Origin of the sequence: Sphingopyxis sp. UBA6723, from assembly GCF_002454115.1 — a bacterium.
Lineage (GTDB): Bacteria > Pseudomonadota > Alphaproteobacteria > Sphingomonadales > Sphingomonadaceae > Sphingopyxis.
The window spans coordinates 271,519-293,205 of sequence record NZ_DKIH01000009.1; the positions used below are offsets into that span (position 1 = coordinate 271,519).

At 62.7% G+C, this 21,687-nt stretch carries 12 protein-coding genes and 2 tRNA genes; 4 read left to right on the plus strand and 10 right to left on the minus strand.

Annotation, left to right across the window (positions count from 1 at the left end; genetic code table 11):
* Positions 1 to 183: 183 nt before the first annotated feature.
* The 10 genes from B4F07_RS07415 to B4F07_RS07460 all read right to left on the minus strand — a co-directional run bounded on the left by B4F07_RS07415 (position 184) and on the right by B4F07_RS07460 (position 16,846).
* Positions 184 to 7,200, minus strand: coding sequence for a putative Ig domain-containing protein (locus B4F07_RS07415; protein WP_293698181.1), 7,017 nt, complete (start codon positions 7,198 to 7,200; stop codon positions 184 to 186).
* A 309-nt stretch (positions 7,201 to 7,509) separates the two neighbouring features.
* Positions 7,510 to 7,585, minus strand: a tRNA-Thr gene (locus tag B4F07_RS07420).
* Between the two features lie 418 nt (positions 7,586 to 8,003).
* Positions 8,004 to 8,639 carry a hypothetical protein gene (locus B4F07_RS07425; RefSeq protein ID WP_293698184.1) on the minus strand — a complete coding sequence of 212 codons (636 nt, stop codon included), beginning with the start codon at positions 8,637 to 8,639 and terminating at the stop codon, positions 8,004 to 8,006.
* A 37-nt stretch (positions 8,640 to 8,676) separates the two neighbouring features.
* Positions 8,677 to 9,171 (minus strand): DUF6998 domain-containing protein, encoded by a 495-nt coding sequence (locus B4F07_RS07430; protein ID WP_293698187.1) that lies wholly within the window; start codon positions 9,169 to 9,171, stop codon positions 8,677 to 8,679.
* On the minus strand, positions 9,168 to 9,584 hold the full coding sequence (locus tag B4F07_RS07435; RefSeq protein WP_293698190.1) for a hypothetical protein: 417 nt from the start codon (positions 9,582 to 9,584) through the stop codon (positions 9,168 to 9,170). Before B4F07_RS07435 ends, B4F07_RS07430 begins: the two co-directional genes overlap by 4 nt.
* Entirely contained in the window at positions 9,584 to 13,672 is a 4,089-nt protein-coding gene (locus tag B4F07_RS07440; RefSeq protein ID WP_293698193.1) for an Eco57I restriction-modification methylase domain-containing protein, read from the minus strand. Before B4F07_RS07440 ends, B4F07_RS07435 begins: the two co-directional genes overlap by 1 nt.
* Before the next feature lie 199 nt (positions 13,673 to 13,871).
* Complete coding sequence (locus tag B4F07_RS07445) at positions 13,872 to 14,549, minus strand: hypothetical protein (RefSeq protein ID WP_293698195.1); 678 nt, start codon at positions 14,547 to 14,549, stop codon at positions 13,872 to 13,874.
* Positions 14,550 to 14,908: 359 nt separating this feature from the next.
* Entirely contained in the window at positions 14,909 to 15,088 is a 180-nt protein-coding gene (locus B4F07_RS07450) for a helix-turn-helix transcriptional regulator (protein WP_293698197.1), read from the minus strand.
* Positions 15,089 to 15,349: 261 nt separating this feature from the next.
* Positions 15,350 to 16,582, minus strand: a complete 1,233-nt coding sequence (locus B4F07_RS07455; RefSeq protein WP_293698200.1) for a tyrosine-type recombinase/integrase — start codon at positions 16,580 to 16,582, stop codon at positions 15,350 to 15,352.
* 177 nt (positions 16,583 to 16,759) lie between these two features.
* A tRNA-Leu gene (locus B4F07_RS07460) sits at positions 16,760 to 16,846 on the minus strand.
* A 202-nt stretch (positions 16,847 to 17,048) separates the two neighbouring features.
* Between B4F07_RS07460 and B4F07_RS07465 the strand changes: the two genes are divergently transcribed.
* From B4F07_RS07465 to B4F07_RS07480, 4 genes are all read left to right on the plus strand, one after another.
* On the plus strand, positions 17,049 to 17,987 hold the full coding sequence (locus B4F07_RS07465) for a complex I NDUFA9 subunit family protein (protein WP_293698203.1): 939 nt from the start codon (positions 17,049 to 17,051) through the stop codon (positions 17,985 to 17,987).
* A 73-nt stretch (positions 17,988 to 18,060) separates the two neighbouring features.
* Positions 18,061 to 18,861: an undecaprenyl-diphosphate phosphatase gene (locus B4F07_RS07470; protein ID WP_293698206.1), complete on the plus strand. Its 801-nt coding sequence runs from the start codon at positions 18,061 to 18,063 to the stop codon at positions 18,859 to 18,861.
* Positions 18,862 to 19,019: 158 nt separating this feature from the next.
* The gene (locus B4F07_RS07475; RefSeq protein WP_293698209.1) at positions 19,020 to 20,462 is read left to right on the plus strand and encodes an NAD(P)-dependent oxidoreductase; all 1,443 of its coding nucleotides are present in this window, start codon (positions 19,020 to 19,022) and stop codon (positions 20,460 to 20,462) included.
* The gene (locus B4F07_RS07480; RefSeq protein ID WP_293698212.1) at positions 20,459 to 21,655 is read left to right on the plus strand and encodes a DUF2059 domain-containing protein; all 1,197 of its coding nucleotides are present in this window, start codon (positions 20,459 to 20,461) and stop codon (positions 21,653 to 21,655) included. The genes B4F07_RS07475 and B4F07_RS07480 overlap by 4 nt, the downstream gene beginning before the upstream one ends.
* Positions 21,656 to 21,687: the final 32 nt, after the last annotated feature.

Sequence of the window (21,687 nt, forward strand, 5' to 3'; positions counted from 1 at the left end):
CGGCCAAATTATCATCACGAAGCCAAAGCGCCATGACGAGCTGAACAGTCCGCAGGTTCTAAAGCGCGATAACGTACCGCGCTTCGTCCGACGGAGCGCGGTGTGGCACAGATTTTTCCGCGCGTCCGCCACAAGGCCCAGGCCATCGTCGCAGCAGACACGCGGTTGTGCCGCCGCGCACCGTCAAAAAGCCTGTTTGACGTTGATCAAGACGCCCTGATCGGCCCCCGCTCCGCTATTGTGGCGACGCGTATATTCGACATCGACCGCGGTTCGGTCACCGATCATCATCTCGACGCCAAAGCCCATCAACAACCGACTGCGCGCATACCCGGTCAGGGGAACGGCGTTGAACGGCCCCGATATCTGATCGAAATAGGCGACCAGGGCCTGACCGTCGCGTTCGACGTCGCGCTGATATTCCAGGCGCAAGCGCGGCAGGAAAAAGCCGTTTTCGACCGCTATGCGATAATCGATTTTCGCGCCCGCCCCGATCGATGTGAACGCGACATCCTGATCCAGATAGGTGAGGTCGAACACCGACCCGCTGTTTTCGGTATAGCCGTTGAGCGTACCGCGCTGCGCATCAATCCGCGCATAAGGGGTGAAGCGCCAATCGCCGCTTTCGATGTCGGCGCCCGCGGACACCGAACCGAACCACTGGCGGCCGCTGCGCGACGAATTGACCATCATGCCCGACAGGGTGACATAGCGGCGCAGATCGAAATCGAGCCACTGATAGCCTGCCAACCAGTCCACATAAAGACCGCCGCCGAGCAGATGACTGCCATAGATGGCCAGCGTTTTGGCTTCGCCCTCGCTCTGCGATCCGTTGCGACCGATGTCGGTCGTCTCGCGGCCCAGGCCGACGCCGATGCCGGCGACAAAAGAGGGGTTGAACCGATAATCAGCGCCAAAAGTGACCCCTTCGGATTCGAACCGTTCGGACGGACGCCCGGTTTTTTCGTCGCGATCGCCCCAGCGGATCGTGCCACCCGCCCAAATCGTGAGCGGCATGGCGGCGTTGCCGGACCCTGCGCCCCCCGCCGCCGCCTGCGCCTCATCGGCGGGCGGCGCCGCCGCTCCGATCGCACCGCCACCCAGCATTCCGCCCGCCAGCGAGCCGGCTTGGGTATTGGCGCCGAAACCGCCCGACTGGCGGTTTGCCCCACCGACCGCATTGCCGCCCGCATTGGCACAAACCGGGTTCGTCCATGCGGTGATGGTATCGATGCAATGATCCGATGCGTTGATCCGCAGCGAGTTGTTGAACCCGCCGCCGCCGCCACCACGGCGCAGCCCCTCCAGCCGGCGATTGAAGTTACCGACCTGGGTATCGACAAATCGCCGCGCCGAATTGACCTGCGCCTGGATCAGTCCGCGCACTTCGGGATCGTTGGCGGGATTGGGCCGCGCGACGATCTGTAGGGTGTAGGTGATCGTCGCGGTCGAGGGTGTGCCGCCCGTGCTGTCGGTGACCGTGATCGCAAAGCTGGTGTCGCCCGATCCGGTCGGGGTTCCGGCGATGACCCCCGTCGCCGCGTCGATCGTGAGTCCCGGCGGGAGCGATCCCGAACTGACGGCAAAGCGGTAGGGCGCAATGCCACCCGTCGCGGTCACCCTCTGACTATAGGCGACACCCTGCGTGCCGCGAGGCAGCGTCGCCGGGGTTATCGTGATCGCGGTGTTGCCGACCGCCAGCGTCACATTGGCGGACCCCACCTGGCCGTTGGCGTCGGTGACGTTGACGGTGAAGGCAAAATTGCCCGCGGCCGTCGGCGTTCCCGACACGATTCCGCCCGCCGACAGCGACAGCCCTGCGGGCAGCGCGCCGCCGCCCAGGGTAAAGCTGTAAGGCGCCACCCCGCCGGTGGCGGTCAGCGTCGCCGTGTAGGCGGTGCCTGCGGCGGCAACCGGCAAGCTGGTGGGCGTCACCGCGACCGAGGGCGCCGCTACGGTCAGGCTGTAATTGCCCTGCACCGTGAACGGCGCCCCGGCTCCGGTCGATCCCGTGTCGGTGGCGGTGACCGCAAAGTTGAAGGATCCCGACGCCGTCGGCGACCCGGAAAGCAGTCCGGTCGACGGATTGAGCGTGACGCCCGCCGGCAGATTGCCGGTCAAGCTGTAGCTGTAGGGACCGACCCCGCCGGTTGCGGTAATCGCTTGGCTGAACGCCGCCGCATAAGTGGCGGTAAAGCTGCCCGTCGCGGGGGTCAGCGCCAAGGTCGGGGCGTTGACGACAAGCGTAAAGGTCTGAACCGTGTTGAACGGCCCGCTGCCGGTCGAGGCATCGGTGCCGGAGACGGCCAGCGCAAAGCTGCCCGCGCTGGCCGGCGTTCCCGACACGGTCACGCTGTTCGCGCTGCTGCCGCTGATCGCCAGCCCGATCGGCAGGTTCGTGACCTGATAACCAGCAAAGGGCTGCGCGCCGCCACTGAAGGTAAAGGTCCGGCTGTACGCCATCCCCGCCGTCGCAGTGAGCGGACCATCCGCCGCGATCGTGATCGCGGGATTGCCGACGGTGATCGTCACCGTCGCCGGAGCCGACGTCCCGCCCGGGTTGGTCGCGGTGTAAGTGAAGCTGTCGCTCCCCGCGAAACCCGCATTCGGCGTATAGGTGACGCTGGTGCCGCTGGCGACGGCAATGCCGTTGGCCGGGGGCGCGGCAATCGCGACACTCGCAGCCGTGCCACCCGTGATCGTCAGCGCAATCGGGTTCGCCGCGCTGCCATAGGCAACCGTCGCCGACACCGGATTGGCGACCGGCGCGGACTGCTCGATTTGCAGGGAATAGTTTTGCGTCGCGGTATAGGGGCCGCTGCCCGTGCTGCTGTCGGTCGCCGTTACCGTGAAGTTGAAGGTACCTGATGCCGTTGGCGTACCCGAAAGCACCCCGGCCGCCGACAGCGTCGTTCCGCCGGGCAGGGCCCCGCCGGTCACCGCATAGCTGTAGGGCGCAGTGCCGCCGGTCGCCGGGTTCAGCGGCGCCGAATAGGCAAAACCGACCTGGCCGCCCGCCAGCGTTGTCGGCGGCAACGACACGATCGCGGCGCCGATCGTCAAACTATAGGCGCGGCTACCGCTCTGCGCATTGGCGTCGGTCGCGGTGAGGGTGAAATTATAGGTGCCGCCCGCCGTCGGGGTACCCACGATAGCGCCGCTGCCCGACAGGGTCATGCCGGGCGGCAGTGCGCCCGCGGTCACCGTATAGCCATAAGCCGCGACCCCGCCTGACGCGACGGCTGTCTGGCTGTAGCTCGCCCCGACGCTGCCGTTGGGTAGCGTTTCCGGCGCGATGCTGATCGTCGGTGCGGGGACGTTGATCGTATAGGCCTGGGCGATGGTGAACGGCGAACCGGCCCCGGTCGAGCCGGTGTCCGTCGCGGTAACGGTGATCGGGTAGCTGCCCGGAGCGGTCGCAATGCCGCTGAGCGTGTTGCCGCTGAAATTCAGGCCGGCGGGCAAGGCACCGGTCAGCGCATAAGTGAACGGCCCGACACCCCCACTGGCGCTAAAGGCCTGCGCGAATGCGGCATTATAGGGCGCGGTCAGTGTCCCCGCCCCCGGCGTCATCGTGAACGCCGGTCCCGCGACGACAAGGGTGAAGGTTTGGCTGGCATTGAAAGGCCCGGCACCCGTCGAAGCGTCGGTCGCCGAGACGGTGAGCGTAAAGCTGCCCGCGCTGGTCGGTGTTCCGATGATCTCGACGGTGTTAACGCCGCTGCTCCCCGCCTGCATCCCGGCGGGCAGGCCGGTGACCTGATAGTTGGTGAAGGGCTGGGTCCCGCCATTGAAGGTGAATGTTTGACTGAAAGCCGTGCCGACCGTCGCGGTCAGCGGCCCGCCCGCAGTGACCGTGATCGCCGGATTGGCAACGCTGATCGTCACCGTCGCCGGGGCCGAATTGGCGCCATTGTTGCTGGCGAGATAGGTGAAGCTGTCGGCTCCGGCAAAGCCGGTATCGGGGATATAGCTAATCGTCATGCCATCGACCACGGCGCGGCCATTGGTGGGGGGCGTGACCACCGCGACCGAATTGGCGGTGCCAGTGATGCTGAGCGGAATGGGGGTCAGTCCGGCACCATAGGGCACACTCGCGGTGACGGCGCCGACGACGGGCGGCGTGTTGACGATATTGATCGAATAGCTTTGCTGGACGACCGAGGGGCCGGTGCCGCTGTTGCTGTCGGTCGCTGTGACGACGAAACCGAACAGATTGGCCGTCGTCGGCGTGCCGGTAATCGCCCCCGACGCCGACATCGTCAGGCCATAGGGCAGTTCGCCCGACGTCACGACATAGGTGTAGGGCGCCACGCCGCCGGTCGCCGGATTGATCTGCGCCGAATAGGCGACGTCAGTGGCGCCATCGGGCAAGGTCGTGGTCGGCAGGACGAGCGCCGGAACATCGACGGTAAGCGTGTAGGCGCGCGCGCCGCTATACGGTCCTGGCGCGGGCGTCGCGTCGGTTGCCGTGATCGTAAATGTGCGCGGCCCGCCCAGGGTTGGCGTCCCGGCCAGCGTGCCGTCGGACGCGAGGGTGAGCCCGGGCGGCAAACTGCCCGAGGTAACCGCAAAGCTGTATGGCCCGATCGACCCGTCGACGGTAATTGCCTGGCTATAGGGAACGCCAAAGGTCGCGTTGGGCAGCGTCAACGGCACCAGTTCGATGAACGGCGGCGCAATCGTCACCGTATAGTTGCGGCTGGCCGAATAGGGTCCAGGCGTGCCGCTGCTGTCGGTGGCCGTAATCGTGAAGTTGGCATTGCCCGCCGCGATCGGCGTTCCGGACAGGGTGCCGTTCGGGTCAAAGGTCAGCCCCGCGGGTATGGTACCGGCGGTCACCGCATAGCTATAGGGCGCCGTGCCGCCATCGGTGGTCAGGATCGCACTGTACAGGATGCCGACGGTCCCGTTCGGCAGCGTGTCAGGCTGAATATCAAGCGGCACATCGTCGTTGAGGATCGTCCCGGTGCCGGGGTTCGCACCAATGGTCGCGTTGGTCACGCCGGACATGGTGACCGTAAAGCTTTCGTCGGCTTCGGGCGCCGTGTCGCTGTTGATCGTCACCGGCAGCGTCTTGCTGGTTTCGCCAGACGCAAAGAAAATTCCGCCGGTCGTGCCGACATAATCGCTGCCTGCGGTCGCGGTGCCGTTGGCCGTCGCGACATTGACCGACACCCCCAGGCTGCTCGGCGCATCAAGCGTCAGCACGAAATTCAGCGTCCGGTTACCCAGATTGCCCTCGACGATCGACGGGCTGCTGATCGACAGCGTCGGCAGGGGATCGTCGTTGGTGATCGTTCCCGTCCCTTGCGACCCGTTGACAAATGCGCCGGTCACATTGGCGATCCGGACAAAGAACCGTTCGTCGGCTTCGTTCAGCACATCGCCGTTGACGAGCACGGTAAAGGTCGCCGACGACGCACCCGCCGGGATCACCACGGCGGTCTGACTGTTCGCGACAAAATCCTCGCCCGCCGTTGCGGTGCTGGCGAATGTCGCAATGTCAAAGGTCACCCCGGCTGATGTGGCGGGCGCGGACAATTGCACGGTGAAGACTGCATTCGTCGTCCCGCTGTTGCCTTCGGCAACCGTCACGTCCGTGACCGAGATGCTGGGAAAATCATCGTTCAGGATCGTGCCCGTCGCGCTTGCCGGGGCGCCGACCGTGTAACCTGCGCCCGGCGCCAGCGTGATCACCACCGTCTCGTCGGGTTCGATGGTGCCATTGTTGTTGGGATTGACAATGATCGTCTGACTGGTTGCACCGGCAGCGATGACCACCGACGTTCCGATCGGGGCATAGTCGTTGCCGTTAATCGCGTCGCCGCCGATCGTATAATTGATCGTGAGCGGTGCCGTGGCCGCCGCGCTCAGCGCGACCGTATACACCAGATTCGGCCCGTCGTTTTCGACGACGCTTGCCGGAGAAACCGTAATCGACGCGCTTGACAAATCGTCGTTCAGGATCGTCCCGGTCGCAGAAGCGGGAGCTCCAATGGTATAGCCAGCGCCTGCCGCCACGCTCAAAATCACCGTCTTGTCGGCTTCGATCAGGGAATCCGCGGTCGGGTCGATGACCACGGTCGCGGTCGTCGCGTTGGCCGCAATAGTGACGGAAGCGACGCTGCCGCTATAGTCCGTCCCGGCAATCGCCGTGCCCGACGTTGCCAGGTTTACCGTCAGCGGGCTGGAACTCGCGACACTGCGCGTGACGGTGTAAATCAGATTGGTCGCGCCATCTTCGGACACCGAAGACGGCGAGACTGCGATCGATACCGCTGGCTGCGCCACCACGGTAAAGCTGAAATCTTGAAGCTGGAAATATGTGCCGGGACCGGTGCTGGAGTCGCTGACCCGCATCCGGAAATTGGTGGTGCCGATCGTCGTTGGTGTACCGCTCAACACCCCGGTCGAAGACAAGGACATGCCTGCTGGAAGAGGCCCGGCGACGACTTCATGCAAAAAGCTGTAGGGCGCGACGCCGCCGTTGACGCCAATGTTCAATGAGAAAGGCGCATTTTGGGCCGCAGTTGCCGAAGCCGGATTGATCACGAGCGTCGGATTGGCGACCGTGCCGGTATAGCCTCTGACCACAAAATCGCCGACCGAATCCTGCGACCGCACCGAAAATGTGTAGGTGCCGCGGAGCGTCGGCGTGCCCGAAATCACTCCCGCCGAACTGAGCGTCAAACCCGTCGGCAGGCTGCCGGAACTGAGTGAATAGGTATAGGACCCTACTCCACCGGTCGAGCTCAGCGTTTGCGAAAAGGGCGCCCCGGCGGTCATCGGCGCCAGCGACGCCGGCGAAATGGCAATCGACGATGTGGGCGGGAGGATCGTGATCGTCACCTGAATGATATTGTTCGGCGGCGCATTTCCGTCGCGCACGAGAAACGTGTCAGTCGTTCCACTGCTGCCATTATGCTGGTAATTGATGAACTGTTGCGGCCCGAAAGGACCAATCGTAGCGGTACCATGCGTTGGCGGCGAGGCAACGGTGCCAAGCCCGAAACCGGCATGACAGTCTGTTGCATCAATGCTCACCGTGCCGCCATAGGCCACCGTTGCAGTTTGCGGCGGACACTCGGTCGATGTATGCTGCGCGTCAGCCGTCTGCGGCAACATCGCGCCAAACACGATCAGCACCGCAATTGCCATCCAACGCGCCATCGCCGTGCGCAAAACCGCCAGATTCATGATAGTCCGTTCCCCGCGCAGCCCGCCAGATGGCAAAGGCGCCCGCGGCGGACCCTAGAAGCGCCGGCGAGGCCCCACTAGAATGACAAACGTACTAGGTCACATAAAGTAGGCCACCGAACCAAGTGAAATGCCACCGCTTTTGCCCGCCACCAAGTGCGTCCCAAGCACTGCTCGGACGCGCTTGCGACGCCAAGGGGTGGCACATCGCACCACACGGAAAATGGTGCGCGCCGCTGCTAAACCAAAAGCGCGCGACATCACCGCCGCGCCAATGCGCGAACCAATACCAGCAATAATTTGGGAGAATGGTGCCGCTTACAGGACTCGAACCTGTGACCCCATCATTACGAATGATGTGCTCTACCAACTGAGCTAAAGCGGCAACGAGGCGCGCCTGTAACAGCGCGGTGAGGGGAAAACAAGCATCGTTCGGCAACGAACGGCCGCGACCATTATCGCGGCGCCGGTTTGGACACGCCCGGCCAGGAATCGAATGCGGGCCGTCACCAAATCCCCGGAAAATATCGGTGATCGCTATGCGTCGGGATGAAAGTTTGATGGCTTGACCATCCCGGGACATCGAGCGTGTCGCTAGGCATCAGACCTTGATGGATGCTTCGTCGTGATCAGCACCCCGTCGGACGGGAAATGGAGCCAGAAGAGGACTCGATTTTCATCTCTATTCAATTGATATATTTAGATAAAATATCAGTCGGAAAATTTTCTGCCCCCATATATGCCCCCAATCGGACGCACTACCCCACTATTTTTCACTAAAGTAGTGAACCGGGAACCGTTGATCAGGGCTGCGCCAACCCCAATGCCCGAAACCGCGACAGCGACCCGATCATCTCGACAGCACAGCGGTCGTCCAGTTCCCAATAGCGCTCTTCGAGCCGCGCATAGGTGCGGTGCCACATTCCCTTCGGGCGGCGTATCGGCTGTTCCCAGCCCCGTTCGCACCCCAGCCGCTTTTGCAGCGCGAACAGTTGCGAGAATGGCCGGTCGCGCGCCGTCTCGCGTTGCGACTGATAGCCCAGCCGCCATGCCTGCCGCGATGCGAAGCGGTCGCCGCCGCTCGGCATATACAGCTTGTCGGCGCGCACCCCGCGATAGGGGCAAAGCATCCACCATCGCCGTCCGCCAAAATGGGGTTGCGTCGAAACCAGCCTGATCCGCTGCGTCACGCTTTCGGGTTCGCCGCCGTTGGGTGTACGACGATAATCCAGCGTCAGCATCGCCGCGTCGGGATCGGTCATGTCGCACCGATAGCCAATCCACGCGACCGTCTCTCCCCGTCGCTGCCAGCTCAGTTGGCCGCTTCTTATCGCGCCATCGGCCGCGCGCCCGGTGCGCAGCATCCACGACAATTCGACGAACAGCGCATTGTCCGCAATCGGTCGCCCGCCTTGCCGTCCTGATCCGTAACCACCCATGTTGCCATCATAGCAGCAATCGACGCGCACCGAATCTCTAAATTTCGATGCGCGCCAGTCGTTCGTCCGGCCGCACCATCGCATCGGCGGCGCGGATTTGCAGCCGTGACAGCTGGCGTTGATTGGCGAATACGTCGGGCAGGTGGCGAACCACATAGTGTTCTGGGCCGTTGTAAACGACTGCGCCGCGACAGCGATCAAAGTCCAGGTCGAAAAATAGCAGATGCTCGGCCCGCGTTTCGACACAGCGAAAGGCCGGACCGCGTCCCGTTCCTGTCGCCTTGACCTGCACCGTTCGGCCGTCGGGCGCAAAACCGTCGATGCCCTCGGTCGATTTGGTTTCGACCAACCTTATGCCGAATAGCTGCGCGGCAAGCGCTTCGCCGATGTCACCGACCAGATTGCCATCGAGCGTAAATTTTAGTTCGACCGCGCTCCCCTGCCGGTCGAGCATCGCCCGATAATGTTCGCGAACCTTGTTCCGGGCCGCCACCATATCGGCAATCAAGCTCGGCATTTCGAATTCGGTCATTTCGGCCCTTGGTCTTTCCGCTTGCGGTTCGCCTCGGCAATTTCGCTCAACAGCACTTTTTCATAATGCGACGACACGCCGCCGCCGCCGGGTCGCCAGCCTTGCGCCCGCGCGCCGGACATTTTCTCCCATGCCTTTTCTTGCTGTTCAGGCGTCTTGATCCGCTTTTTCGCGCCGTCGGGATTGCGCGCCTGCCATGCCTCCGAGCGGGCTTCTTTTGCCATTTTCAGCGCCCATATCTCTTCGCGCTCGAACCAATATTCATCGGGCACGGCCGGATCGGTGCGCAGCTCGCGCGCATCGGCGCGGCGCATCATTTCCTTTTTGGTCAACCCGGTCAGTCCAGCCGCCTTGGGGAGCGAAAACCAATATAGGGCGCCATCCTGCCGAACGTCGGGCTTGCGCTTCGCCATTACCCCGCGACCACCGCGTCAGGTTGTCCCGCGATCAGCGCGTTGATATAGGCCAACGCAAGGTCGCGGCTGCGATAGCTGCCATAGGCGGCAACTTCCTGCCGTTCGACAATCGGGAACGTCGAATAGATGTAGCGAATATCGTCGCGGCTTTGCGCCACGTCGGCCGGATTAAATATGCCGTAGAGAATGAAATAGAGCGCATCGAGCTTGGCGCGCAAATGCAGTCGCCGCTCTTCGTCCCAGATAAAGGGCGGCAGCACCTCGCCCGCTTCATCGACGTAACCGAGATATCGCGCGAGCGGAGCCATGTCGCGCGCGGTATAGGTCAATTCGAGCACCGCCTCTTTGACAATATTGGCAGCAAATTTCTCGCCGAAAGGACGTGCGTATTCACGCGGCGCGATTACCGGCAATTGTTCGACGATAAACAAATTTAGCGTTTGCCCCTGCACTTTTTGCCGTGTTGCAAAATCGAATGGGATCGAATTAAGGTTGGCTGCTAATAGCCATTCATCGCGATGGTCACCGTCCGGCAATAATACGGGCACCTTGTTGCCAAATCCCACGCTCGGCAACAACGCCGCGATCATCGTCCTTACATTGGTCGGAGCCGTTATCTCCTTAAAACCCAGAACCCAGCCTAAATCCGGGTAAACTGATCGGTCGGGCTTAACCCAAAATTGGGGATCGACGAGCCAGTCAGGATTTGATGACTGATCCGGCGTCGCAGCGAAAGGCTGAGCTGGTCGATTGAGGTTATCAAAATTGACAACAATGCTGGCAGCTCGATGGTCAAAGGCTTGAATCATCTTGCCTTCATATAAAGGCACCCACTCCCCGGTCGCCGACTGCCAACGATTTCCGCCTACCGGCCATGCGCCTTCCTGCCCCTCCAGTTCGGCGCGGGTACGGAATAGGTGGCTGTCGTTCGTCATATGGAACATGGTCGCATATTTGACGGGCCATGTTGCCTTTGGCGCGTCGCCAGATTTATCGACCAGCACCGGCACTCGGCCATAGATTGCGGTCGTCAACGCCATGTCGCGGCGGGTGCGAAAAATCGGAGCGGTGCCGGTGTTGGGATTGACCCGTGCAAAGTCGGCCGCCGTGATCGGGAAAGCCTGATCGGAATTTTTCAGTTCATCGACTGAATGCAAATAGAAGGCGCATTTGGCGGCCCCGAACGACCGCTGCGGGCTGAAGGCGAGCACGCAGAATTTGAAACTGGCGTGGACGTCGGGAAAGAACACTTTCCGATTCTCAAAATCATAGAGCGCGCGCAAATTCCCGCCCGTCGCGACCTTGCGGAAAAACTCCGATGCCGACAGGTCAGACGCGATGCCGCTGGGGGTCAACAGTCCGACCATGCCGCCGCGTTTGACCAAGGTGTGCGCCCGCTCGACAAATAGGCTGTAAAGGTTGATGTCGCCTCGGCTCAACAACGGATAGTGGCCGCCCTTGCGCGCAATCCGCATCGTATCGGCGGCGCGCTTGTCGGCCTTCTGGTAATCGTCGAACAGCGGGTCGCCAGCATCTTTCAACGCCTTTATCATGCCCGACCGGTCGGATGCTCGCTGCGCCTTCGCAATGTCCGGCCGCCGCGCCGCGAACCACTCCACCTGTTGCAGCTTGATCCGGTCCCACGGCGGATTGCCTACAATGGCATCGAAACCCCCTTCACGCTCCACGCTGTCCCAATTGTCCCAGACGCCGGGAAAGCTGATTTGCCAATTCAGGAAACGCTCTTCGTCGATCAGCGCCCGCGCCTCGCGCCAGATCGCCGTGAAGCGTTCAACCTCTTCGGCACGGGCCTTGCCGCCTTCCGGTGCAACCCGGCCGCGAGCAATCGGGATCGGTTCACCGAACCGGCCGTCCAGCCATAGCGCGACCACCGCCTTGTCTTTCTTGTCCTTCAGGTCGAGCCATTCGAGCGCGTGCATGAAGCTGACAAAGCCGTCCAGCGGCCCCGTCTGTGCTTCGACATCGTGCCACATTTCTGCGCTGCGATGCGCCTCGGCTACCTCGGCATCGGTCAGCGATTCGATGGTGCGCATGACCGCCGCCTGCCGCTGTGCGTTGTTCAGTGGTTCGTGAAGGAACAGACCGCCGCCCTTTCCGGCCTTGTCGAGCGCATCGCGCACCCAAAGCCCGAATAGGCTGTCGCCCGCCGCCAGATGATGGTCGATAAAGCTCAGCGGCGCGCCGACGGTAAAGGTATGCAGCCACAGCGCGACCTTCGCCAGTTCAACCGCCATCGGATTCTTGTCGGCGCCATAGACACAGCGTTTCAGCACCATGCGCTTCACGAGCTGGGGATCGTCCAGTTGCTCTTCGCTAACGCTCCAGCCCGCATCGTCGGCATTATGCCGGATGGTGGCGCGCACCTTACGAATTTCTTCGGACACCGGGCTTTCATAATCGAGTTCGGCAACGTCGCGCGCGAGCGAGCGGGCCTCTTCGATAGCGTCGAGCGCGTGATTGGTCAGCCGGTCAACCAGCGAAACAAGGAAATGTCCTGACCCCATCGCCGGGTCGCAGACCTTCAAGCGCGTAATCGCCCGCGCCGGGTCGGCTTTCTGCAATTGCGCGATGCGATAATCTTCGCTGTCCTTGGGTTTGAGCGCTGCCAGTGCGGCTTTGAAACCCTCCAACGCATCGTCAATCAGCGGCGCCAGCGTTTCGTCCAGTATCAACAGGACCAGTTCGTCAGGCGTGTAATAGCTGCCCGAATTCTTGCGCGCGAATATGTTCGGCCGGACATCGACCACGCCGTCGGCATCGCGCGTCAGTTCGAATTCCAGCAACCGCTCATAGATCGACCCGAGCTGTTGCACCGACAGGTCGCGATAGTTGATGTAGCGCCGCCGACCGCCCGCCTGTTCGAACGACAAGATGTCGATTGCTTCGGCCATAACCGCGTCGGGCAGCGCAATCGACGCCAGCAGGGGCGTGGCATCGGCGTTGAACAGCCCCCCGTTATAGGGTGGCAATCCCACCGACGGGTCGCCCTTGTCGATCATCGTGGCAAGGTCAGCGAAGCGGTTCCAGTAATTGCGCGCTACTGCGGAAAAGGCGTCCCCGGCGTCTTTGCGCTCTCCCACGTCAATACGAGCGATCCGAAGCGCGTAGTCATCGAACCGCCGATCCTTTACCGGCAACAGCCCCCGATCTTCGGCATAGAGGACGAACAGCAGACGATAGAGCAGGATCAGCGTCGCCTGTCGCACGTCGTCCAGCGGGGTGTCGGCCGGTGCTGCCGCCGCGACTGCCTTGCCCAGCGACGGATAGAGCGTGCCGAATACTTTTTCCGACAGGCTTTTCGCCACCCGTTCTTCGTAAAAGGCAGCATCGCGCCTCGCGCTATCGTGAAAGCTGGGCGCCGTGTCGCTCGCGCGCTCGAAGGCGGTGCGCGAGAACATGGCGACGAATACCGCCAGCCAATGGTCGCGGTCGGCATCGGTCACATCAGTATCGCGCAAAGCGGGATCGAGCGACAGGATGCGCGACAGGTCCAGTTCCAGATAATCGTCGATGGTCGAGCGCGCGCCTGAAAAATAGAGCCGCCATTTGCCGCCGTTGGTCAGGATACCCCAGCGCAAGCGGCCGTTGGTCAAATCGTCGATACGGCGCAGGTAGCGCAGTAATTGGGTTGAGGGCGTATCGCGGTCGGCGCCTTTGCGCCCTTCGGCGCGGTCGAGCGCGCGGCCCCAGCGTTTGCTTTCCAACACCGCCGCGCCGAATTCATAGCGCCGCCACTCTTCGGGATGCGCGTTGGCGCTTGTTTTCGCGTTGCTATCAATAAACAGCAGCCCGTCAGGAACATCGACGCGACCGGCCGCTGACAGATTCTGTTGGGTCAGAAAGTCGCTCCAGCCCAGCAAGCGAAGAATCGGCCAAACCAGATCCCCCTCGGTCGTCGCTTCGTTCGGCGTGTCGGCGTGCGGGAAGCCCGCAATGATTTGAACCAGCTCCGACCGCAAGCCGACGACATCGACCGCCTGATAATTCGCCGTCCCGACAATGCCTTGGGAAAGGTAATCCTGGGTGAAAAGCGCACCGGACGTGAACAGGCTGGGATCATGCATCGCGCAGGTCTATCCGCCCCGGCCGCCGCCGCCAAGATTTTCCTAAATCGATAGGCAATGGGATGTCGGGACACTGGCGGAAACGCGGCCTCGCGTGCGCGGGCGAAAAATTGGGTTAGCGTTTTGAAGGCGGAATTGAGCCGGGGTCTGGCCTCGGTGCCACAGGGTTTGACCCTTCCCCTGTCTATTTCGCCCTATTTTAGCGAACACGCTGCCATCCCTGCCAGATGCGCATCCTCGTTCCGCTGACACGGCAATGTTGACCCCAGCAGGGCGCGTCCGGCCATCGCCACCCTTCGATGCCTAGATTGCCCTCCAGCGCCCTTGGGGCGGCTTTCAAAATGTAGTGGAGCCGCGCGTTCAATTCGCCCGCGTAGCCCACCCACGCCGCATCGCTGCCGCTGGGATCGGCGGTTCGGAATTTCTTTGTATCAAGACTGCCGGGCACATAGCGCCCGCCCGGCGTCAACTGCTTTACCCATCGTCTCGGCATGGGAGAAAACAGCGGCGCCAGATTGTTCGGGACGTGCATCAAAAGGTGGACATGCAACCCGCCGCGGTTCGCGCCATCCTCCATTACCCAAGCCCAAACCAGCGGGCGATGTCCCCGCGCGCCCAGCCAGTCGCGCGCCAGCTTCACCCAAGCCGCCGTTACGCGTCGAACCGCGACCGCATCCTGCCCGATACCGGCGTTGACCCATGCCAGCGTAACAAAGCGATTGAAGGGGCGCCCGGCTCCCAATGCCTTGTGCGCCGCTGCGATCAGGTCGCGGCACTCGCGTTCGGTAAGCCGGTCACGCTCCCTGCCCCTATCGCGCCGTCCGCCGCGCTTCAACAGGCGCGGGCGTGATGCCGCGTCAACAACTCGCGGGGTCATTCGATGCACCTAATAAAAGGGTAGCGGGGGAGTCAGCTAAGCAAGTCGTTGATACTGCTAGACTATGCCCTCTTTCCGCGCAGCCGCTACGGAACACCGGGGCACAAAATTGCGCAAGTTTCAAAGGCACGCCCAGCGGCAACAGGGGACACCCTAACACAGATCAGGGGAAATGGGGCCGGGACCAATAGCCCCGGCCCTGCCGTTCGACTGATCCCAAATGCCTATCGCGCCGTGCGATTCCATTTGATCACAATCCGTGAATCGGAGTAGAAAGCGATTATCCAGTCCGCCAAGATTTGGATACCGCGTCGGCGAAGGTCTAGGCTTTCGTCGGCGCTTTTGCTTTCAGCCCCGGCTCAGTTGTCGTTCGCAAGCGAGTCTGCCCAGTTGTTCGCGTCGGTCGCGCGAACGCGAACCGCACGCCCGATATGCACCGGCGCAAGGTCGCCGCTGGCGACCAGCCGATAATAGGTCGAACGCGAAACCGCGAAGCGGTCGCAAAACTCCTGAACAGTCAAAAATTGCCGTGCTGTCATTTTATCCTCCTTTCCAAGTCAGGGGTGCCCCCATGCGGACAACATCTAACATGGCGCTACTATAGCAGCACCCAGAAGCGCCGTGACGTATTAAATGACGTTTTAGGGACTCGGTTCGTCGATGATTTGATTCGTCTCAACGCAGCCACTTTACTATAATATGATTGTAAATCAGCATTTTAGTTCGGAAGATGAGCCAGAGGGATGGAAAACCTCGAAAAATTTTGATTCGCGCGTTTCCAAGAAATGGTCGCAGGTGAATCACCGTTTGTTCGACTCGACGTGTCCAAACGGAATCACCTCGCCACCTACGCGTAGCCGATCCAGATAATCGCTCCACCACGTCGCCATGCGCACGCGCTCTTCCCAATATTGCCCGCGCGAATAAGTGCCTCGCACCGCGTCGCTGTCGCCGTGCGCCAACGCGCGCTCGATGGCGTCGGACTGCCATTTGCCGCTTTCGTTGAGCAACGTCGATGCGGTCGCACGGAAACCGTGGGCCGTCGCTTCATCCTTGCCAAACCCCATGCGGCGCAAAGCAACATTGATGGTATTTTCCGACATTGGACGACGCGGGCTGTAAAGCGCGGGAAAGACATATCCGTCTCCCCCCGTCAGGGCGCGCAACTCACCCAGCAAGGCAACCACCTGTAGCGAGAGCGGCACGCTGTGTGCCCGTCGTGCTTTCATCTTGCCCGCTGGGATGCGCCAGATCGCCCCGTCCAAATCGAATTCAGACCATTCGGCATGGCGAAGTTCCCCCGGCCGCACAAAGACATGCGGTGTGATTTGAAGCGCCAGCCGCGTGGTCGGATTGCCCGTGTAGGCATCGACCGCGCGTAGCAGCTCGCCCAGCTTCGCCGGTTCCAGAATGGCGGCATAGTGCCGCGCCTTGGGCGCGACCAGCGCGCCTTGGAGCAGCGCGGCCGGATCGGCCTTGCAGCGCCCGGTCGCCACGCCATAGCGGAACACGCGGCTGGCAAAGGACCGGACCTTTTTTGCCGTTTCTTTATTGCCGCGTGCCTCCAGCCTTTTCAGCGGGGCGAGCAGCATTTGGGGATCAACGTCGCTGATCGGCAATTCGCCGACCGCTGGACGCAACAGGTCGAGAAACCAGCGCGCCTTTGCCAGTGTCGTTTCGGCACGACCCTCGCCCACCATTTTGCCTTCAATATATTCAGCCGCAACGCTCGCGAAGGTATTGGCAGCGCTGATCCGCGCGGTCGCCTTGGCCCGCTTGCGCTCCAGCCCCGGATCGGCGCCGTCGGCAAGTGTCGCGCGGGCGGCCTCGCAAAGCTGGCGCGCCTTGGCGAGCGTCACGTCCGGCCATGCCCCCAACGCCAGCCGCTTTTCCTTGCCCGCGACGCGGTACTTCCAACGCCACAATTTGGAGCCGTTGGGGAATATCTCCAGATACAGCCCCTTGGCATCGGCCTTTTTGTAGGGTGTATCGCCCGCCCGAAAGGCGCTGATTTCTGCGACCTTCAGCGACATTTGGGGGCATCGCTTTTCGTGAATTGGGTGCATTTGGGCAGATATGCCCCCAACCATGCCCCCAATTTCGACGGATTATCCAGAAACGCCATGACGCACCCCGCTGCAAAGAGGGATGATTAGTTTCAGATTTCTGCCGCTTTTTCAAGCATTGGGGGGCTTTGGGGAACAAGTAAATGGTGCCCAGAAGAGGACTCGAACCTCCACGACCTTGCGATCGCCAGCACCTGAAGCTGGTGCGTCTACCAATTCCGCCATCTGGGCACGGGGTAGGAGCGGGCGCTTAGCGGCGGGGCTGGCGGCTTGTCAACCGCGGTGCGCCGGTCGCCGCACATTTTATCGCAAAGCGGCGGTTTTCCCGCCGCCGGGCCGCTGTCGCCCCTTGCCCCCTTCGCCGCTTCGCGGCATGGGAAGCCACCGGGCGCAGACCGCGCCACTCCAGAAGAATCGATCACAGGCGGATCCCATGCAGAAACTCGACGGGCAATTGATCACCGTGCTGGGCGGCGGCGGCTTCGTCGGCCGCTATGTCGTACAACGCCTGCTCGCGCGCGGCGCGCGCGTCCGCGTCGCGCAGCGCACCCCGCGCGCCGCGACCTTTCTGAAACCGCTCGGCGGGCTGGGGCAGACGCAGTTCGTTGCCGCCGATGTCCGCGATCCCGCCAGCATCGCACGCGCGGTCCAGGGCAGCGACGCGGTGATCAACCTGGTCGGCGCGTTCGACAATATGCAGGCGGTGCAGGCCGATGGCGCCGGGCATGTCGCTGCAGCTGCCAAAACCGCTGGGGTCGGAACGCTCGTCCATGTCTCGGCGATCGGCGCCGATCAGGGCAGCGCGTCGGCCTATGGCCGCAGCAAGGGCGATGGCGAGGCCGCGGCGCGCGCCGCCTTCCCCGCCGCCGCCATCCTGCGTCCGTCGATCGTCTTTGGTCGCGAGGATCAGTTCATCAATCGCTTTGCGGCGATGATCCGCATGACGCCGGTCATCCCGGTCGTGGCGCCGAACGTGAAGTTTCAGCCGGTCTATGTCGGCGACGTAGCCGATGCAGTGGTCGCTGCGCTGGGCGATACGGCCGCAGGCCGGACCTTCGAGCTGGGCGGGCCGCAAGTGCTGACGATGGGCGAATTGCAGCGCTGGATTGCTGGCGCGACAGGCCGCTCACCGCTGTTCGTCGACGTCCCCGACGTCGTCGCCGGGGCGCTCGCCTCGGGTCTCGGTTGGGCGCCCGGCGCGCCGATCACCAAGGACCAGTGGCTGATGCTGCAAAAAGACAATGTCGTTGCCGATGGCGCCGCAGGACTGGCCGAGTTAGGCGTCGTACCGACGTCGCTCGCCGCGGTCGCCGACGATTGGCTGGTCCAATATCGTCGCCATGGGCGTTTTGCGGTGCAAAAGCCCGCCTGACCCCGCCACCCGGGCGATGCCCTGCCCCACCCGATCATTGGGTCGTCCGGGGTGAACAACCTCAGGACCATATATGCACGACCTCGCGACCATCATCCTGCTCGGCATCATCGAAGGGCTGACCGAGTTTTTGCCGGTGTCGTCGACCGGCCACCTGATCCTGGCCGCCGAACTGCTCGGCTTTACCGGCGAGGGGTCGGCGGCGTTCAAGATCTCGATCCAGCTCGGTGCGATCCTTGCGGTCCTTGTCGCCTATCGCCAGCGCTTCTGGAATGTCGGCATGGGGTTGCTGCGCGCCGATCCGTCGTCGATCGCCTTCACCCGCAACATCCTGATCGGCTTCCTGCCCGCAATGCTGATCGGCGCGGTAGCCTACGAAGCGATCCGTGCGCTGCTTCAGTCGCCGACGACCGTCGCGGTCGCGCTGATTGTCGGCGGCGTCGTGATCCTGGTGATCGAACGCATGGTCAAGGTGGTGAAGGTCGAGAGCGTCGAAGGGATGCCGCTCAAGACCGCGATCATCATCGGTATCATCCAGTGCATCGCCATGATCCCCGGGGTCAGCCGGTCGGGCGCGACGATCATGGGCGCGCTGCTGATGGGGGTCGAGCGCAAGACCGCGGCCGAATTCAGCTTCTTCCTTGCCGTCCCGACGATGTTGGGCGCGACCGTTTATGCGCTGTGGAAAGATCGCGATGTGCTGGTGATCGACGATCTGACCGCGATTGCGATCGGGCTGGGCGTCGCCTTTGTCGTCGCGCTAGCGGTGGTCAAGGCGCTGGTCGCGATCGTCGGTCGCTTCGGCTTTGCGCCTTTTGCCTGGTATCGAATCATTCTTGGCACGGTCGCCTTGATCTGGCTTGGCCTGAGATAGGGCCGGAATGGGATTATATGTGAAAGATAATTGCGCGCACGACGCCGCGTTCGGCGAGCGGGTGCAATTTTAGGACAGTTAAACTTACCTAACTGGTAATTCTTCCGTGACAGACGCTGTCTGACCATGCATCTGCCCCGCATCGAAGGGGAAATTGCATGGCTGCCGATCGCATGCTCCAGTTTGTCGAGCGTGAACAACATTATCCGGACAAGCGCTCGGCCGAAGACCGCGCGCAGGATTTTCGCGAGATCGCCGAGCGCTATGCCGCGCCCGATGCCGATGAACAGGCCGCGCGCTGTTCGCAATGCGGCGTCCCCTATTGCTCGGTGCATTGCCCGCTCCACAACCATATTCCCGACTGGCTGCGCCTGACCGCCGAGGGGCGGCTGCGCGAGGCCTATGAGCTGAGCAACGCTACTTCCACGATGCCCGAGATCTGCGGCCGCATCTGTCCGCAGGACCGTCTGTGCGAAGGCAATTGCGTCATCGAATTTTCGGGCCATGGCGCGGTCACCATCGGCAGCGTCGAAAAATATATCACCGACACCGCCTGGGCCGAAGGCTGGGTCGAACCGTTGCACCCCGGCGCCGCAACCGGCCAGTCGGTCGGCATCATCGGCGCTGGCCCTGCGGGGCTGACCGCGGCCGAATATCTGCGCGTGGCAGGGCATGAGGTGCATGTTTACGACCGCCACGACCGCGCGGGCGGGCTGCTCACCTACGGCATCCCTGGCTTCAAGCTGGAGAAGGACGTCGTGATGCGGCGCATCGACCGGCTCGCGGAAGGCGGCATCCACTTCCATCTGGGCTTTGAGGTCGGCGGCGACGCGACGCTCGACCAACTGCGCCAGAGGCATGACGCGCTGCTGATCGCCACCGGCGTTTACAAGGCGCGCGAGATCAATGTCCCGGGCAATGAAGCAGAAGGCGTCGTCCCCGCGCTCGACTATCTCGTCGCGTCGAATCGCAAGGGCTTCGGCGATGCGGTTCCGGCGTTCGACGACGGCGGCCTCAACGCCGCGGGCAAGCATGTCGTCGTCATCGGCGGCGGCGACACCGCGATGGATTGCGTCCGCACCGCGGTGCGCCAGGGCGCCAAGTCGGTCAAATGCCTCTATCGCCGCGACCGCGAAAATATGCCGGGATCGCTGCGCGAAGTGTCGAACGCCGAGGAAGAAGGCGTCGAATTCGTGTGGTTGTCCGCCCCCGAAAGCTTCACCGCCGACAAGCATGTCAAGCAGGTCGCGGTCGCGGGGATGCGCCTTGGCGCCCCCGACGCCAGCGGCCGCCGCAGTCCTGAGGTCGACCCCGGCCGCACCTTCGACCTGCCCGCCGAAATGGTGATCAAGGCGCTGGGCTTCGATCCCGAGGAGCTGCCAAACCTCTTCGGCGCCCCCGACCTCAGCGTCACGCGCTGGGGCACGCTGCGCGTCGATCACCAGACGATGATGACCAGCCTGCCCGGTGTGTTCGCCGCGGGCGACATCGTCCGCGGCGCCAGCCTGGTCGTGTGGGGCATCCGCGATGGCCGCGATGTCAGCGACCAGATGGCAAAGTGGTTGAAGGCGAAAGCGAAAAGCGAAAAGAAGGCAGCATGACCAACAGGGGAAGGAAATTCATGATGTCGAACTTCAAGACGATGCTGCTCGCCGGAACGTTCGCGCTGGCGCCGCTGGCCGCCACGGCGCAGGAAGCGCCCGTTGCCGAGGTCGTCGCGACCGATGAGCAGGCGGAATTGGACAGCAAAGCCTATGCCGCCGAATCCAAAGCAAAGATGCAGAAGGAAATGGATGCGGCGATCGCCATGGTCGAAAAGATGTTCGACACCGCCAGCCTGCCGCCGATCGAGCCAGTCCGCCTGACACTGGCGCAGCGGACGATGGATACGCTGATCCCCGCCGGCAGTCTGGAAAAGATGATCGACGCCCTTTATGGCAAGATGTTCAGGACGATCATGGCCGAGATCGGCGGCCAGTCGGACCTGATGCTGTCGATCAAGACCGGGGTCGAAAGCGACAAGGTCGGCGCGCTCGACGCGGCGACGAAAACCCAGATCGCCGATATTTTCGATCCCTATCGCCAGGAACGCGAAGACCAGATCATCGGCGTGATCAAGCCCCTGATCAGCGAAGCGCTGACCGATCTAGAAGCGCCAATGCGGGCCGGCATGGCGAAAGCCTATGCCCGCAAATTCAGCGCAGCGCAGCTGACCGATCTCAACAGCTTTCTCGCGACGCCGACCGGCAGCGTCTATGCCAATGAGTGGATGGCTTTGCAGGCCGATCCCGAAGTGATGGTGTCGGTGATGAAGGCGCTGCCGCCGCTGATCACCAAATTCATGGATCGCGGGCCGCAGATCGAAAAGGACATGAAGGAGCTGCCGAAGGAAAAGCAGCTGTCTGACTTCAGCGACAAGGAACTCGCGTCGCTCGCCAAGCTGATGAAGGTTGATGTGAAGGTGCTGACGGACCAGCGCGATATGTGGAAGACCGATGCGATGGACGCGACCGAGGCTGAGGTCGACGCCGCAGCTTCGGGCGAGACTTACGACGACAGCGGCATGGGAGCGGCTGAGCAGGCGGCCGCGGACGCTTCCGCTGCCGCAGCCGAAGCGGCTGCTGCGGCGACCGACTATGCCAGTGACGATCCGGCCTATGACCGCAGCAACTGGTCCGAAGCCGACCTGAAGCGTGTCGAGGATCTCGAGACCGCATCCGGCAATGCCGCCATCGCCGCCGCAGAAGCGCAGGAAACAGCCGCCAACAACGCGCGCAAGAGGCTACCCGACTAAGAATATCCGTCATCCCGGCGAAGGCCGGGATG